Origin of the sequence: Faecalibacterium sp. OF03-6AC, assembly GCF_003478175.1 — a bacterium.
Lineage (GTDB): Bacteria > Bacillota > Clostridia > Oscillospirales > Ruminococcaceae > Faecalibacterium > Faecalibacterium taiwanense.
In genome coordinates this window covers 370,815-386,728 of record NZ_QUEN01000001.1, presented here as the reverse complement: position 1 = coordinate 386,728, position 15,914 = coordinate 370,815, and the positions used below count along the sequence as shown (strand labels likewise).

At 58.6% G+C, this 15,914-nt stretch carries 15 protein-coding genes and 1 other annotated feature; of the genes, 6 read left to right on the top strand and 9 right to left on the bottom strand.

Annotated features, from left to right (window positions below; genetic code table 11):
* The first annotated feature begins 18 nt into the window (after positions 1-18).
* Both argS and dusB read left to right on the top strand, forming a co-directional pair.
* The gene (argS, locus tag DXA66_RS01805; RefSeq protein ID WP_118526452.1) at positions 19-1,833 is read left to right on the top strand and encodes an arginine--tRNA ligase; all 1,815 of its coding nucleotides are present in this window, start codon (positions 19-21) and stop codon (positions 1,831-1,833) included.
* Positions 1,834-2,057: 224 nt separating this feature from the next.
* Positions 2,058-3,077, top strand: coding sequence for a tRNA dihydrouridine synthase DusB (dusB, locus tag DXA66_RS01795; protein WP_097776466.1), 1,020 nt, complete (start codon positions 2,058-2,060; stop codon positions 3,075-3,077).
* 8 nt (positions 3,078-3,085) lie between these two features.
* Here dusB and yfbR read toward each other — a convergent pair whose 3' ends face one another.
* Entirely contained in the window at positions 3,086-3,676 is a 591-nt protein-coding gene (gene yfbR / locus DXA66_RS01790) for a 5'-deoxynucleotidase (RefSeq protein ID WP_118526448.1), read from the bottom strand.
* 131 nt (positions 3,677-3,807) lie between these two features.
* Between yfbR and DXA66_RS01785 the strand changes: the two genes are divergently transcribed.
* From DXA66_RS01785 to DXA66_RS01765, 4 genes are all read left to right on the top strand, one after another.
* Complete coding sequence (locus tag DXA66_RS01785; protein ID WP_118526446.1) at positions 3,808-6,195, top strand: YfhO family protein; 2,388 nt, start codon at positions 3,808-3,810, stop codon at positions 6,193-6,195.
* 446 nt (positions 6,196-6,641) lie between these two features.
* Positions 6,642-7,739 carry an ABC transporter substrate-binding protein gene (locus DXA66_RS01780; RefSeq protein ID WP_118526444.1) on the top strand — a complete coding sequence of 366 codons (1,098 nt, stop codon included), beginning with the start codon at positions 6,642-6,644 and terminating at the stop codon, positions 7,737-7,739.
* A 452-nt stretch (positions 7,740-8,191) separates the two neighbouring features.
* Positions 8,192-9,136, top strand: coding sequence for an ABC transporter permease (locus DXA66_RS01770; RefSeq protein ID WP_118526440.1), 945 nt, complete (start codon positions 8,192-8,194; stop codon positions 9,134-9,136).
* A 7-nt stretch (positions 9,137-9,143) separates the two neighbouring features.
* On the top strand, positions 9,144-9,956 hold the full coding sequence (locus DXA66_RS01765; RefSeq protein WP_044954088.1) for an ABC transporter ATP-binding protein: 813 nt from the start codon (positions 9,144-9,146) through the stop codon (positions 9,954-9,956).
* A 149-nt stretch (positions 9,957-10,105) separates the two neighbouring features.
* Here DXA66_RS01765 and DXA66_RS01760 read toward each other — a convergent pair whose 3' ends face one another.
* The 8 genes from DXA66_RS01760 to DXA66_RS01720 form a co-directional block, all read right to left on the bottom strand.
* The gene (locus DXA66_RS01760; RefSeq protein WP_005944505.1) at positions 10,106-10,339 is read right to left on the bottom strand and encodes a hypothetical protein; all 234 of its coding nucleotides are present in this window, start codon (positions 10,337-10,339) and stop codon (positions 10,106-10,108) included.
* A gap of 88 nt (positions 10,340-10,427) precedes the next feature.
* Positions 10,428-11,243, bottom strand: a complete 816-nt coding sequence (locus DXA66_RS01755) for a TatD family hydrolase (protein ID WP_118526438.1) — start codon at positions 11,241-11,243, stop codon at positions 10,428-10,430.
* A complete protein-coding gene (locus DXA66_RS01750; protein ID WP_118526436.1) occupies positions 11,240-12,199 on the bottom strand; it encodes a DMT family transporter in 960 nt (319 codons plus the stop codon). Before DXA66_RS01750 ends, DXA66_RS01755 begins: the two co-directional genes overlap by 4 nt.
* 3 nt (positions 12,200-12,202) lie before the next feature.
* Positions 12,203-14,200 carry a methionine--tRNA ligase gene (metG, locus tag DXA66_RS01745; protein WP_118526434.1) on the bottom strand — a complete coding sequence of 666 codons (1,998 nt, stop codon included), beginning with the start codon at positions 14,198-14,200 and terminating at the stop codon, positions 12,203-12,205.
* A 67-nt stretch (positions 14,201-14,267) separates the two neighbouring features.
* Positions 14,268-14,508 (bottom strand) — a binding site (T-box leader).
* Between the two features lie 45 nt (positions 14,509-14,553).
* Positions 14,554-14,856 carry a Dabb family protein gene (locus tag DXA66_RS01735; RefSeq protein WP_118526430.1) on the bottom strand — a complete coding sequence of 101 codons (303 nt, stop codon included), beginning with the start codon at positions 14,854-14,856 and terminating at the stop codon, positions 14,554-14,556.
* 75 nt (positions 14,857-14,931) lie between these two features.
* Positions 14,932-15,150 (bottom strand): hypothetical protein, encoded by a 219-nt coding sequence (locus tag DXA66_RS01730; RefSeq protein WP_118526428.1) that lies wholly within the window; start codon positions 15,148-15,150, stop codon positions 14,932-14,934.
* A gap of 9 nt (positions 15,151-15,159) precedes the next feature.
* Complete coding sequence (locus tag DXA66_RS01725) at positions 15,160-15,465, bottom strand: SdpI family protein (protein WP_097776475.1); 306 nt, start codon at positions 15,463-15,465, stop codon at positions 15,160-15,162.
* A gap of 19 nt (positions 15,466-15,484) precedes the next feature.
* Entirely contained in the window at positions 15,485-15,802 is a 318-nt protein-coding gene (locus DXA66_RS01720; protein ID WP_118526426.1) for a hypothetical protein, read from the bottom strand.
* Between the last annotated feature and the right edge of the window lie 112 nt (positions 15,803-15,914).

Genomic DNA, 15,914 nt, shown 5'->3' with positions numbered 1-15,914 from the left:
GTGAAAGGAACCAGACCAATGACTGAATTTGAAAAGATCTACCAGAACTATAACCCCCGTCAGGCTGCGCTGGACGAGGCACGCGCTCTGCTGACCGCTGCCGCCAAGGCCGCCATGGCCGATGGTGCTCTGCCGGAAGCTGAGCTGCCCGCCTTCATCGTGGAGATCCCCGCCGATACCAAGAACGGCGATATCGCCTCCAACATCGCCATGGCCGGTGCACGCAGCTGGCGCAAGGCTCCCAAGATGATCGCCGATGCGCTGCTGGCACATCTGCCCTCCATCGAGAACAGTGTGTTTGCCAAGGTGGAAGTGGCTGGCCCCGGCTTCATCAACCTGTTTTTGGCTCCGTCCTTCTGGGCCAGTGTGGTGCTGGGTGCCTGCTCCAACAAGGAGTATGGCCGCACCGATCACGGCAAGGGCGCCAAGTACAATGTGGAATTCGTTTCCGCCAACCCCACCGGCCCCATGCACATGGGCAACGCCCGCGGCGGCGCTTTGGGCGACTGTCTGTCCGCTGTGCTGGACTGGTCCGGCTACGATGTGACCCGTGAGTTCTATATCAACGATGCCGGCAACCAGATCCAGAAGTTCGGCAAGAGCCTTGCTGTGCGCTACCTGCAGAAGTACTGCGGCGAGGAAGCCTATCCGCTGCCCGCCGAGTGCTATCAGGGCGGCGACATCAAGGTGCTGGCCGGTGAGTTTGCCGAGCTGAACGGCGACAAGTACGTTGCCGCCTGCAAGGGAATGGACGAGGAGACTCTGTTCGAGAGCGAGGCTTTTGCCGCCCTGAAGGACGCACTGGTGGCCTACGCTCTGCCCAAGAACATTGCTGCCCTCAAGCGCGATCTGGGCAAGTACCGCATCGACTACGATGTGTGGTTCCATGAGAGCACCCTGCACGAGTCCGGCGCGGTGATGGCCGTGGTGGATAAGCTGCTGGAGCTGGGCGCATGCTATAAGGCAGAGGACGGTGCCATCATGTACCGCAGCGCCCAGTACGCTGCCAAGTACGGCACGGTGAACAAGAAAAAGACCGAGGACGGAACCGAGGAGGAAGCCAAGGACGAAGTGCTCGTCCGTGCCAACGGCATCCCCACCTACTTTGCCGCCGATATCGCCTACCACTACAATAAGCTGGCCACCCGCGGCTTTGCCAAGGCCATCGATGTCTGGGGTGCAGACCATCACGGCCATGTGGCCCGCATGAAGGGTGCCATGGATGCCATCGGCCTGAACGGCGAAGATCTGGACGTTGTGCTGATGCAGATGGTCAACCTGATGCGCGACGGCCAGCCTGTGCGGATGTCCAAGCGCACCGGCAATGCCATCACCCTGACCGACCTGCTGGAAGAGGTGCCCATCGACAGCGCACGCTTCCTGTTCAATATGCACGACGCAGGCAGCGGCATCGATTTTGACCTCGATCAGGCTGTCAAGACCGACAACGATAACCCCGTGTACTATGTGCAGTATGCCCATGCCCGCATCTGCTCCATTCTGAAAAAGATGGAGAGCGAGGGCGTGCAGTTTGCCGGTGCCGAGAAGGTAGATGCCACCCTGCTCACCGAGCCTTCCGAGATGGATCTGATCCGGATGCTGGCAGCCTTCCCGCAGGAGATCGTCATGGCGGCAGAAAAGTACGACCCCAGCCGCATCAACCGCTTTGTCATTGATCTGGCCAGCGCCTTCCACCGCTTCTACGGCAGCTGCCGCATTCAGGGTGCAGACCCGGCTGTGCAGCAGGCACGTCTGGCCCTGTGCATCGGCGTGAAGAACGTCATCTTCAACGTGCTGACCATGTTCAAGATCAACGTGCCGGAGAAGATGTAAAGGCGAACGGGCTCGCCCTCTCAGTCTGCTTTGCAGACAGCTCTCCCAAAGGGAGAGCCTCTGGTGAAACCAGAAACTTTCTATGGACTGCCAAAGCCTCCCACTTTGGGGGAGGTGGCATTGCGTAAGCAATGACGGAGAGGGCGAAGCCGCTGCCCGAAATAACAAAAAAGGCTCCTCCCGGTGGAGGAGCCTTTTTAAATCAATCAGATTTGAGGAAACCTATGGAACCTTTGAAGATCGGCAATATCATCCTGCCCCACCGGGCGGTGTTCGGCCCGATGGCGGGCTTTACGGATGCACCCTGCCGCCGCCTGATGGCCCAGCACGGTGCAGGCTTTACTGTGAGCGAAATGGTGTCCAGCCGGGCGCTAGTGTACGGCGACCACAAGACGGTGAGCCTGCTCAAGGCCGAACCCAACGGTGCACCCTATGGCGTGCAGATCTTTGGCGAAGTGCCCGAGATCATGGGCGAAGCCACCGCCGCCATCGAACAGTACGAGTTCGACTTTGTGGATATCAACATGGGCTGCCCGGCCCCCAAGATCGTTTCCGGCGGCGCAGGCAGCAAGCTGATGCTGGACCCGGACCGCTGCGGCCGCATCGTGGAGCAGGTTGTGGCAAATACAAAACGGCCTGTCACCGTGAAAATGCGCAAGGGCTGGGATGCGGACCACATTACCGCAGTGGAGTGTGCCAAGGCCTGTGAGCAGGCCGGCGCAGCCCTCATTGCGGTGCACGCCCGCACCCGGGAGCAGATGTACACCCCGGGCATCGATCCGGAGATCATTGCCCGGGTGAAGGATGCCGTCAAAGTGCCGGTGCTGGGCAACGGCGACATCCACTCGGCTGAGGATGCTGTGTGGATGATGCAGGCCACCGGATGTGACGGTGTGATGATCGCCCGGGGCGCGCTGGGCGACCCGTGGCTCTTTGAGCGGGTGAACGCCGCCATTGAAGGCCTGCCCGCACCCAAGGCACCCAACCTGCAGGCCCGCATGAATGCGCTGCGCCGTCAGGTGGAGGAAATGGTGGAGCAGAAGGGCGAGTTCGTCGCCATGCCGCAGGCCCGCTCTCAGACCATGCACTATATGAAGGGGCTGAAAGGTGCGGCCAATCTGCGCCGCTACTGCTGCACCCTGACCCATCTGGAAGATCTGGACGAGCTGATCGATGCTGTTTTTGAAGAGCAGCGCAAAGCGGGCATCGATCCGGACGACGTGCGCGAGGTGCCGTTTCCGTAAGGGAAATATTACTGCTGCCGGGTCAGCTCATCCAGATTCTGGGTGTAACAGGGCAGACAGTGCTCTATGAACCAGTCGGCTTCCGGGCAGTGCATGGCCTGCAGGGCCGCTTTCTGCTGGGCCAGCGCCGCGTCAAACTCATGGTTGCCGCTGCGCTGCTCCTCCATGCATTTGATGAGGGCGCTCAGCCGGTCGGCGGCCTTCAGCAGGCGCTTTTCCTCGGCGGTGAGCAGTTCCCCGGAGATGAACGGGGACAGCTCTTCGCTCAACTCGTCCGGCAGAAGGCCGGTCATGCAGCGCACGCTCTCGGTTTCCAATGCCTTGTAGGCATCCCGCAGGGTGGGGCTGCTGTACTTGACCGGTGTGGGCATGTCGCCGGTAATGATCTCCGGCGCGTCGTGGTACAGCGCCGCCACTGCTACCGTTTTGGGGCGGCAGGGCGTGCCGGTGTACCGCCGCGCGATCAGGCAAAGCATGTGGGCCAGCAGGGCGGTATCGCAGGTGTGCTCGCTGAGAGATTCGGCCCGGGTGGAGTGCATCAGGCTCCAGCGGGTAATGTATTTCATGCGCGCCAGCAGGGCGCTGAACGGGTACAGCATGGCAGCTTCCTCCTTTTTTCTCCAACATACCTGTCCGGCAGAGCGTTGTCAAGCCCTTTTTTCTGCGCAGTGTTCGTGCTATACTAAAATAAACCAACTTTCTGCCGCTTTGGCAGAGAAAAGAGGAAACCATGGAGCGGTCTGGTACTGCCCGGCAGCCGCAGCTGCTGGGACAAAAAAAGGATAAATTCTGGCTGACGGTGGGCCTGTGTGCCCTCACGGCGGCCCTGTTCTTTCTGCCGTTTTATATCATCGACGGCGGCTTTTTCCACTATGCAGGCGATTTCAACAGCCAGCAGATCAGCTTCTACCGCTATATGAACGGCTTTATCAAGGGCGCAGGCTACCCGGACAGTGCGTTCACCTCGGTGCACAATACCTTCTCATGGGCTACCGACCTTGGCAGCGGCGTGATGAACGCCTATTCGTTCTACCTGTACGGCTCGCCGTTCTTCTGGTTCTCGCTGCTCTTCCCGCAGGGGTGGCTGCCCTACCTCATGGTGCCGCTGCTGGTGCTCAAGTTTGCCGTGGCGGGCGGCGGTGCGTACCTGTATCTGCGCCGCTACGTCAAAAATATCGACTACGCCGTGCTGGGAGCCTGTCTGTATACCTTCTCCGGCTTTACGGTATACAATGTGTTCTTCAACCACTTTGTAGATGTGGTGGCGCTGTTCCCGTATCTGCTGTGGTCGCTGGACGAGGCCCTTTACAACGACCGCCGCAGCTGGTTTGCGTTCTGGGTGGCGGTGAACCTTGTCAACAACTACTTCTTCTTCATCGGTCAGGTGGTGTTTCTGGCCATCTACTTCATCTGCAAGTTCAGCACAAGGGACTTCCGTCTCACTGCAAAAAAGTTCGGACTGCTGGCCTTTGAAAGCCTGCTGGGCGTTGCCATGGGCAGCATCCTGCTGGTGCCTGCGGTGCTCTCCATTTTGCAGAACCCGCGCACCATCGACCTTTCCTCCGGCTGGGGCTTTCTGACCTACAGCAAGGTGCAGCAGTACCTTGCAATTCTCGTCAGCTGGATCATGCCGCCGGATTCTCCCTATCTCACATCCATCTGGTCGGAGGGCGTGATCAAGTGGACCAGCATGTCGGCTTATCTGCCGCTGTGCAGCCTGGCCGGTGCCGTGGCCTACTGGAAAGCAAAGTGCGGCGACAGTAAAAAGCGCATCGTGGGCACCTGCGCCGTGTTCGCACTGGTGCCCATCCTGAACAGTGCGTTCTACGCCCTCAATTCCAGCTACTATGCGCGCTGGTACTATATGCCGGTGCTGGTGCTGGCCGCAATGACCGTGAACGCGCTGGAAGACCACAACACCGATCTGGACAGCCCGGCCCGCGGCATCAGCTGGCTGATGATCGCCACGGTAGCCTTTGCGGTGGTGCCGGTAAAGGACAGCGACACGGGCAGCTGGTCGTTCGGCGTGCTCAAGAACCCCGGTCAGTACTGTGCGGTGCTGGGCTTTGGCCTGCTGGGCCTGCTGCTGTACCGCTATCTCTGCCAGAAGTGGCGGGGCGACAGCCGCTTTGCCCAGCGCATGACGGCGGCAGTGCTGGCGTTTGCCTTCCTGTTCAGCGTGGTGCACATCGGCATTGGCAAGTTCGGCCAGTGGTATACCGACAGCGACCTTGTGAAGCAGGACACAAGCGCCCTGCTGTTGAAAAACGACCTGCCCGAAGGCGATTACCGCATCGACACGTACAAGATCCACGACAACATCGGCATGTGGCTGGATAAAAGCTGCCTGCAGTATTTTGGCAGCACGGCGGCCCCCAGCATCCTCAGCTTCTACCCGGCGCTGGGGGTCAAGCGGGATGTGCGCAGTGAGCCGGAGCTTTCCAATTATGCACTGCGGGGCCTTTTGAGTGTGGAGTACCTTATCACCACGCCGGAAAAGCAGACCGACTTTGAAAACGAAGCCGACGACGGCTGGGAATATGCCTTTGCAAAGGACGGCTATGCGGTCTACCGCAACACGAACTACGTGCCCATGGGCTTTGCCTATGATTATTACCTCACCCAGACCGAGTACGAAGAAACAGCCAAGGCCACCCGCGCAAACCTCCTGATGCGTGCACTGGTGCTTACCGACGAGGATGCTGCAGTCTACGGCAAGTACCTCACCCATCTGCCGGAAGGCAGACGGGAGGAGCTGTACTATGAGTCCTACGTGCAGGACTGCCGCGAGCGCCGTGCGACGGCTGCCAGTGTGTTCAAGATGAACAATTCGGGCTTCCACGCCGAGATCACGCTGGAAAAAGAGAACCTCGTGTTCTTCTCCGTGCCTTACGATGACGGCTTTGCGGCCTATGTCAACGGGCAGGAGGCCGACATTGTGGAGGTGGACGAGGGATTGATGGCTGTGCTGTGCCCGGCAGGTGAAAACAGCATCGATTTTGTCTACCAGCCCGACGGCATCCGGCTGAGCCATGCGCTGACTTTGGGCGGCATTGTGGTATGGCTGGCGTACACGGCGTACTTCGTCTGGCGCAAGCGTCGCACAAAGCGGGCTTGATGCACGGAAGAATGACTTTGTGCTGCAGAAAAAAGAAATTTTTGAAATTTCCCCTTGACTTTATGCCAATAAAGTGTATAATGCAATCAAACCGATGAGGCGGAAGAGAACCTGCACAGCGCATCTTCAGTGAGCCCGGACAGTGAAAACGGGCGAGAGCGGGGCAGAGCTTCGTGGGCCGCCGAGGGCCGGGCAAATGGGCAGCAAGCCTTAGTAGCTTTGGACGGAAGTCTCCGTTACAGGACAGGGGAGTGTTGGCTCTCCGTGAGAGGCTCTGCAGTTTGCAAAGCAGGGCAAGCAAGGTGGCACCGCAGAATCGAACTTTACCGATCCTGTCCTTGTGGATAACACACAGGGACAGGGTCGTTTTTATTTGTAAGACCCGTCCCGCAAGGGGAGCGGGTCTTTTACTTTTGCCGCCCGCTCCGGGAAAGGAGTTTGCTATTATGAAAAACGTTACCATGATCTCCCGCCGCAGCTTCCTCAAGGCCGCTATGGCTGCTTCCGCCGTTTCTGCACTGGCATTCACCGGCTGCGGCGGCTCCGCTTCCAGCACCGTGGCTGCATCTTCCACCGCTTCTTCCGCTGCCGCTTCCGCAGCAGCCGAGGGCGGCCAGACCTTCAAGGTGGGCATCGTCAACTATGTGGATCATGCTTCCCTCAACCAGATCGTGGAATCTGTGGAGAGCCGTCTGGATGAGCTGGGCGCTGAGAAGGGCGTTACCTTCGACTACGCCGACTACTACGCAAATGCACAGGCTGACCAGTCCAACCTGAACCAGATCGGTGCCGACCTCGTAGGGGACGGCGTGGATGTGATCGTGGCTGTGGCTACCCCCACCGCTGCAACCATGCTGGCCGCTGTGGAGGATACCGATATCCCCGTTGTCTACTCTGCTGTCACCGACCCCGCCGCTGCAGGCTTTGACGGCGAGGAGAACATCACCGGCACCTCCGACGCACTGAACACCGAGGCCATCATGAACCTGATTACCGCTGTCAACCCGGACATTGACACCATTGGCCTGCTGTACGACCTGAGTCAGGATGCCTCCACCCAGGCCATTGCCGATGCCAAGGCTTTCTGTGATGCCAACGGCATCAAGTACATTGAGAAGAACGGCACCACCACCGCTGAGGTGCAGATGGCAGCTGAGGCTCTGATCGCCGCCGGTGTCAAGGCCGTGTTTACCCCCACCGACAACACCGTGATGACCGCAGAGCTGTCCATCTACGAGACCTTTACCGAGGCAGGCGTGCAGCACTACACCGGTGCCGACAGCTTTGCACTGAACGGGGCCTTTGTGGGCTACGGCGTGGATTACGTCCAGCTGGGCGAAGCCACTGCCGATATGGTGGCGGAGATCCTCTGCGACGGCAAGACTACCGCAGACCTGCCGTACCAGACCTTTGACAACGGCATCGTCACCATCAACACCGAGACCTGCGAAGCGCTGGGCCTGGACCTTGACACCGTGAAGGAAGCCTTCAAGCCCTACTGCACCGAGATCGTGGAAGTGACCACCGCAGAGAACTTCTCTTAAAAAAGTACCCTCTCAGTCAAAACCTGACGGTTTTGCCAGCTCCCCCGAAGGGGGAGCTTTTGGCAGTTCTGAGGAAGTGTTTTGCTGCCCACAGTGCACCGCATCACAAGAAGCTAAATTAAATAAGTCCGGTATCTTCGTGGTTAGCAGGCTCGCCCTCTCAGTCAAATCCTACGGATTTGCCAGCTCCCCCAAAGTGGGAGCCTTTGGCAGTCCACGTAAAGTTCATCTTTCTGCCAAGGCCTCTCCCTTTGGGAGAGGTGTCACCGTAGGTGACGGAGAGGGCGAGCCTGCTTTCCGTCACGACCCTACTCGTGAAAAGGGGATTCAGAAAAGCCCGCAGGCTTTTCTGAATCCCGAATAAAAACCCAATTCCGCTGAATATGGCCAGAGCAAAAGCGGAGGCCATTTTAAATCGTCCAATCAAAAAGAAACATAAAAGGAGCACACACATGCTGGCGAGTATCTTTTCGCTCAACGTCCTACAGACGGCGCTGGAACTGGGCTGTATCTATGCCCTGGTGGCGCTGGCACTGTTCCTGAGCTATTCCATCCTGAACATTGCAGACCTGTCCACCGACGGCTGCTTCACATTGGGCTGCGCGGTAGCCTGTCAGGTGGCTTTGACCGGCCACCCCATTCTGGCACTTGTTGCAGCTATGGCGGCAGGCGTGTGCTCCGGCTTTGTTACGGCTTTTCTGCAGACCCGCCTTGGCGTGGAGAGCATCATGGCAGGCATCATCGTCAACACCGGCCTTTACACCATCAATCTGGCCGTGATGGGCTTTTCCTCCACCATGTCGCTGGTCAAGACCGACACTGTTTTCTCGCTGGCAAAAGGCCCGCTGAGCTTCCTTGGCGGCTGGTATAAGCTGGCCATCGCGCTGGTCATCATCGTGCTTGCAGGCGCGGCGATGCTGGGCTTCCTCGGCACCCGTCTGGGCCTGTCCATCCGCGCCACCGGCGATAATGCCGCCATGGTGCGCGCTTCCAGCATCAACCCGGCTTTCACCATCACGGTGGGCCTGTGCGTTTCCGGCGCATTGTGCGCCCTCTCCGGCGGCCTGCTGGCACAGTATCAGAAGAGCTGCGATATCAATGTGGGCACCGGCATGGTGACCATCGCACTGGCTTCCCTCATCATCGGCGAGACATTGCTTGGCAAGCGCACCATGCCGCGCCGCATCATCGGCGTGGTGTTCGGCAGCTGCCTGTACCGTTTTATCGTGGCTGTGGCCCTGCGCTTCAATGTGCCCGCCGCCGCCATGAAGCTGGTGTCCGCCATCATCGTGGCCATCGCCATTTCGATGCCGGCCATCAAGGAAAAAATCGCCTTTGAGCAGCGCAAGCATGGGGCCTGCCGCCGCCGCGTAACTACCGGCAAGGAGGGAAAGTAAGATGGAAATGCTTCAGCTGAACGATCTGCACAAGACCTTCAACCCCGGCACGGTCAATGAAAAAGTGGCCCTGAACGGTGTCAGCCTGCACATGGAAGCAGGGGACTTTGCCACCATCGTGGGCTCCAACGGCGCGGGCAAATCCACCCTGTTTAACGCCATCACCGGCGGCTTCATCGCAGACGAGGGCAGCATCCTGCTGGGCGGACAGGATATCACCTTTGAGCCGGAGCACCAGCGCAGCAAGGTCATTGGCCACCTGTTTCAGGACCCGCTCAAGGGCACGGCACCCAACATGACCATTGAGGAAAACCTTGCACTGGCCTATCTGCGTGCCGGCACCGCGCCCCACGCCATCTTCTCCCGCATCTCCCGCAAGGACAAGGAAGTGTTCCGCGAAAAGCTGGCGCTGCTGGATATGGGCCTTGAGGACCGCATGAAGCAGCCGGTGGGACTGCTTTCCGGCGGCCAGCGGCAGGCGCTGACCCTGCTCATGGCAACGCTCGTCACCCCCAAGCTGCTGCTGCTGGACGAGCATACCGCCGCACTGGACCCCGCCACCGCCGAAAAGGTGCTGGAGCTGACCAAGAGCATCGTGGCCGAAAAGAAGATCACCTGCCTGATGGTCACCCACAATATGCATCAGGCACTGGAGCTGGGCAACCGCACCCTGATGATGGATTCCGGCCGCATCGTCTTTGACGTGAAGGGCGAGGAACGCAGCCGGATGACTGTGGACGACCTGCTTGAAAAGTTCCGCGAGAATGCAGGCAAGAATCTGGATAACGACCGCATCCTGCTGAGTAAAGTGGAAAAGTGACCCGGACAGAAAAGCACAGCCCCGACAGACCATGCAGTCTGCCGGGGCTGTATTTTTGCGGGGAAGTGCGCCGTAGGGAAAAGCGGTTCCCCCTGAAACAGCAAATCCCCCCTGCACAGATGCACAGAGGGGATTTTAAATATCAGAAATTACTGAACGTATTCGACCGTATACTCGAAGCCGTACTCTTCCTGCAGCTTCTTCACCTCGGCCTCGCAGTCCTCGATGAAGGTGGGGGCGTAGACGGAAGCGCCATTGTGGGCCTTCTTGTAGTCCTCAACGATCTGCTGCAGCTTTGCCCAGCCCTCGTTGGCCTTGTTCTGGTCGATGCTGTCGGGGAAGTTGATGATGAACTCGCGGTGCTTAGGAATACGTGCTTTCATGGTAGGTTCTCCTTATAACAGTTTGGATTTTGATTATTGATTTATACAGAAGCACAGAGAAAAACCTGTGCAACTTGCGAAAAACGGATCACAGCCCGTATACCCGGCGGGCATTTTCGGCTGTGGTGCGGAACACCTCTTCGGCAGAGATGCCCCGCAGCTGGGCGATGTATTCGCCCACATAGCGGATGAGGGAGCTGTCACAGCGGGTGCCGCGCACCGGCTCCGGTGCCATGTAGGGGCAGTCGGTCTCCAGCACGATGCTTTCCAGTGGCAGGGCGCTGATAGCTTTTGCCGCCCGCTTGGCACCCTTGAAGGTGCACGCCCCGCCAAAACCAATGAACAGTCCCTGCTTTGCCAGCCACACCGCGTCATCGGCACTGCCGGAATAGCAGTGGACGATGCCCTTGGGCTGGTATTTTTTCAGCAGGGCGTAAACGTCGGCGTGGGCGTTGCGGTCGTGCACGATGATGGGCTTGTCCAGTTCCAGCGCCAGCTGGATGTGCGCCTCAAACATGGCCAGCTGGGCATCCTTGGGCACAGGCCAGTGGTAGTCCAGCCCGCACTCCCCCACAGCTACCACCTTGGGGTCCTCGTAATACGGGGCCAGAGCGCGCATCTCTGCGGCCCAGTCCCCGCCGTACACCGAGACCGTAGGAGCCGGGCCTTCCTCGCCGCAGTCGGCAGCGGGCAGCAGGCTTTCCGGGTGGATGCCAACAGCTGCCACCACCCACGGGTAGCGGTGCGCCAGCTCTAGCACTTTGGGTGCATCCCCGGAGTGGGTGGCCTGTTCACACACGCCCACCACGCCCTTGCTGGGCAGGCTGCCCAGCAGGAAATCGCGGTCTGCGTCAAAAGCGCGGGCACTGTAGTGCGCATGGGTGTCAAAAATGGGGCCGGTCATTTGCCCTCCTTTTTGGCGGGGGCCTTGTTCACCAGCCAGATGCCAACACACACGAACACCAGCGCCGCCAGATACTGCCAGCGGAACAGGGGCTCGCCGTTGAGCACGGCGCTCAGCAGCACGTTGACCACCGGGTTTACGAAGCCAAAGATGGCAATGCGGCTGACCGGGTTGTTCTTCATCAGCAGGGCCCACAGCACATAGCCTGCCCCGCAGATGAAGGCCAGATACAGCATGACCACCACCGCCAGTGCGCTCTGCACATGGAGACTGCCGCCCAGCACAGTGCCCAGCACGAACAGTGCCAGACCGCCCACGAACAGGTTGATGAAGCAGACGGCAAAGCTGTCTGCTTTTTTGGTCACGGATTTGTTCCACGGGCCGGACAGGGTAAAGATGATGGTAGCGGCCATCATGCAGAACACGCCCCAGCCGCTTCCGCTGCCGTGGTTGCCCAGCGTGCCGATGAGCACGCCCGCAAAGCCAACGGCGCAGCCCAGCGTTTTGGCAGGGGTCATGCGGTCGGCATTGCCATAGATGAAGTGGGCAAAGATCACGCCCAGAAAGCTCTGGGTGCTGTTCAGGATGCCGCCAAAGGCACCTGTGAGCATGGCAACAGCGATGTAATAGAATGCGTACTGGGTCGTGGTCTGCCACAGGCCCAGAGCACAGCACTCCGCTGCCACTTTGCCGCGGGGGAACTTGGGCAGGCGGCTTTGCAGCAGCACACTGCCCAGAAGCACCAGAAAGCTGCCCAGCATGAACCGCACACCGGCAAAGCAGAAAATGGACGCGGTGCTGCTGGAATCAATGGCGAACAGCCGGTAGCCCAGCTTGATGAACGGGAACGCCGAACCCCACAGTACATTGCAGAAAATGGCCAGCAGCACGGCAAACACCGGCGTGCCGAAAATTTTATCCAGCCTTTCGGCACGGGAAAGCTTTACAGTTTCCATGGCTCAGTGGATGCGGCTGCCTACGGGGGTGTCGTCGCCGTAGAAAGCGATGGAGCAGCCGCCGTCGGCGGTATCAGCAGCAAAGATCATGCCCTCGCTGACATACTTGCCCTTCATCATGGGGCGAGGTGCCAGATTGCACACAATGCCGATCTTCTTACCGATCAGGTCTTCCGGCTTGAACCATTTTGCAATGCCGGAAAGGATGCAGCGCTCCCGCTCGCCGTCAAACACGGTCAGGTGCAGCAGCTTCTTGCTTTCCTTCAGGTTCTCGCAGGCGCGCACTTCGGCCACGCGCAGTTCCACCTTGCAGAAGGTGTCAAAGTCGATCTCTTCCTCGTGGGTAAAGTCCACGGTGCTCTCTTCAGCGGGGGTGGCAGCCTTCTTCTCCGCTTCAGCCTTGGCCTTGTTGGCAGCTTCGGCAGCGGCCTTGCGCTTCTCGTCCTCTTCCTTCAGGTGGGCAATTTCCTTTGCCACATCGATGCGGGGGAACAGTGCCTCGCCCTTGTGCACGGTATAGGTCTCCTGTGCGCCGTAGGTGGTCTTGGTCAGGTCCAGAGCAGATGCGTCCAGACCCAGCTGTTCCATCATCTTGGGTGCAGTGGTGGGCAGGTATGCGTTCAGCAGGATGCCGCACACGCGCAGTGCCTCGCACAGGTGGTACAGCACGCTCTCCAGACGGGCCTTGTTGGCCTCGTCTTTTGCCAGTGCCCAGGGAGCGGTCTCGTCGATGTACTTGTTGGCACGCTGGATCACCGCAAAGATCTCCATCAGAGCCTGCGGGATGGTCAGGCTGTCCATGTCGGCCGTGACCTTGGCGGTCAGCTCGTTGACCATGGTCTCCAGCTCGGTGTCGATGGCTTCGGTACCGGCCACATTGTGCACGGTGCCGCCGAAGTACTTCTCGCACATGGCGACCGTGCGGCTGAGCAGGTTGCCCAAATCGTTCGCCAGATCGCTGTTGATGCGGGTGATCAGGGCTTCGTTGGTGAACATGCCATCGTTGCCGAAGGGAATCTCACGCAGCAGGAAGTAGCGGATGGCATCCACGCCGTAGCGGTCGCACAGGATCACAGGGTCCACCACGTTGCCCACGGACTTGGACATCTTGCCGCCGTTCATCAGCAGCCAGCCGTGGCCGAACACCCGTTTGGGCAGGGGCAGATCCAGAGCCATCAGCATGGCGGGCCACAGAATGGTGTGGAAACGCAGGATCTCCTTGCCCACCATGTGCAGGTCGGCAGGCCAGAACTTGTCGTAGTCGTGATATTTTTCGTTGCCGTAGCCCAGCGCGGAGATATAGTTGCTCAGGGCATCCACCCACACATACATGGTGTGCTTGGGGTCGAAGGGTACGGGGATGCCCCACTTCACGGAGGTGCGGGACACGCAGGTGTCCTGCAGGCCCTGCTTGATGAAGGCGATCATCTCGTTCTTGCGGCTCTCAGGCTGGATGAACTGGGGGTTCTCCTCGTAGAGCTTCAGCAGGCGGTCAGCATACTTGCTGGTCTTGAAGAAGTAGGCTTCCTCGTGTGCGTCGTACACTTCGCGGCCGCAGTCCGGGCACTTGCCGTCCACCAGCTGGCTGTCGGTCCAGAAGCTCTCGCAGGGCTTGCAGTAGTGGCCGATGTACTCGCCCTTGTAGATGTCGCCCTGCTCATACAGTTTGGTGAAAATTTTCTGGCAGGACTCCATGTGGTAGTCGTCGGTGGTGCGGATGAAGCGGTCGTAGCTGACGTCCAGCAGCTTCCACAGATCCTTGACGGTGGCTACGATCTTGTCCACATACTCCTTGGGGGTCACACCGGCGTCGGCGGCCTTGTCCTGGATCTTCTGGCCGTGCTCGTCGGTGCCGGTCAGGAACATGACGTCATAGCCCTGCATCCGCTTGAAGCGTGCCAGTGCGTCGCAGGCGACAGTGGTATAGCTGTGGCCGATGTGCAGCTTGTCGCTGGGGTAGTAGATGGGAGTGGTAATGTAGAATGTCTTGTGCTCACTCATAGGTTGATACTCTTCCTTTCCTGATTGGTAGCGACGAAAAAAGCCCTCATCCTGCCGGACTGAGCCGGACAAGGACGAGAGCCTGTAACTTTCGTGGTACCACCTTGCTTCGCTGCACCTTTGCAGGCACAGCCTTTTGCCGGACACAGAACCCGGCGCAGCGCAGTAACGGGCGCACCCGTCGCAGGCTCAATTTTCACCTGCGCAGCTCCGAGACCATCTTCGGCATCGCGCGGCCTGCCCGGTTCCATCCTTCGGGCTTTCTGTCAGGCGCAGACGGTGCGTACTCTTCTCTTCACAGCCAATTTACATTGTTATGTCTATAATACGCAAAAACGGTGGGTTTGTCAACATTAAATCTCGTAATCCAGACAGAACCGTGCCTTGGTGTAGGGCCGCACCTTGCCGTCGGCCACAGCCACATGGGCGGGATGGACGGAGTAGCCCTTAAGGGCTTCGGCGCTTTCAAAGGTGGTGTCCAGCATCAGGTCGGCGGTGGAAGAGGGGAGACCGTGGATGTTGACATGCACTTCCACAAGGCCCGGGACCTTGCCTGCCAGACCTTCCAGCCCTTCCTTGATGCCTTCCTTGACGGCGGCTTTTTCGGCGTCGGACAGCTCGTCTTTCAGCTGCCACAGGATCACATGCTTGACCATAATAAAATACCTCCTGCGTTTTTTTCTCATTGTAACAGGGTGAGAAAAAATCCGCAAGAGGCAAGCTGCAAAGTATTATTGGGGTGCGAACAGCAGCACCACCAGAAGTACGGCACAGAGCACCGAAAGCCCAATGCCTTCCAACCGGGTCTGCTTGATGTACTTTTCCGTTGGCTCGGTCTGCGTATACCGCCCACGGTCATGCAGGGCAATGGCATCCTCCGGCTGCAGTGCCATAAAAATGCCGAACCCAATGCCGAAAAGTGCGACTAAAATCGAAAAGATAACTTCCATGGAACCCCCTCATTTTTTGTCGTCCTTGCTCAAGAGATAGCACAGATGCGAGATCAGCAGAACAACACTGAACACGAGCGCTGCCACCATCAAAATGGAGCGCAGCGGCTCGACCTTGGGCAGAAAAATGTTGACTAGATAGAGTGCACCGCAAAGGATCGACAGGATGCCGAAGGATCTGTGGAAGTGCTGCTTTTCGTCCTCGCTGCTCCAGCCGGTGCCGGTGCCATTGTACAGGTCCCGAATGCCGCGGTATAAAAACAATACGCCCAGCCCAGCATTCAGCCAGTCCCAATCCGAAAGATTCAAATTCATGGTGGCCCCTTTCCGGCTGTCAATCCGCACTATGGTTCCAGCTTTCGTAGGCGACAAGATAAAGAAGGTCCCCCACGATGGCAATGCCGAAGAGGATACGGTAGATCAGCGATGTAACAGGTGTGAAGGCTAAGATCAGAAAGGCGATGCTGTTGAGTATGTAAAATACGCCGTTCTTTTTCTGCCAGAAGGCGCGGTATTCCGGGTCGCGGTGATACTGGTTGAACGGCAGATCGAGGAACGGGTCTTTGCCTTGAAGATCCCGAATGCCGGAGATGAACCAGATAACGGTCAGCACAAGGTTGAACAGAGTGGAAAAAGAAAAGAATGACTCCATGAAATGCACCTCCCATCTTTTTCCACAGTATACCACAGAAAAGTGCAAAAACAAAGGACGGTATTCAACCGCGCAGCGTAAAATTTGCACAAATCGGGCATCAACTGTTGGT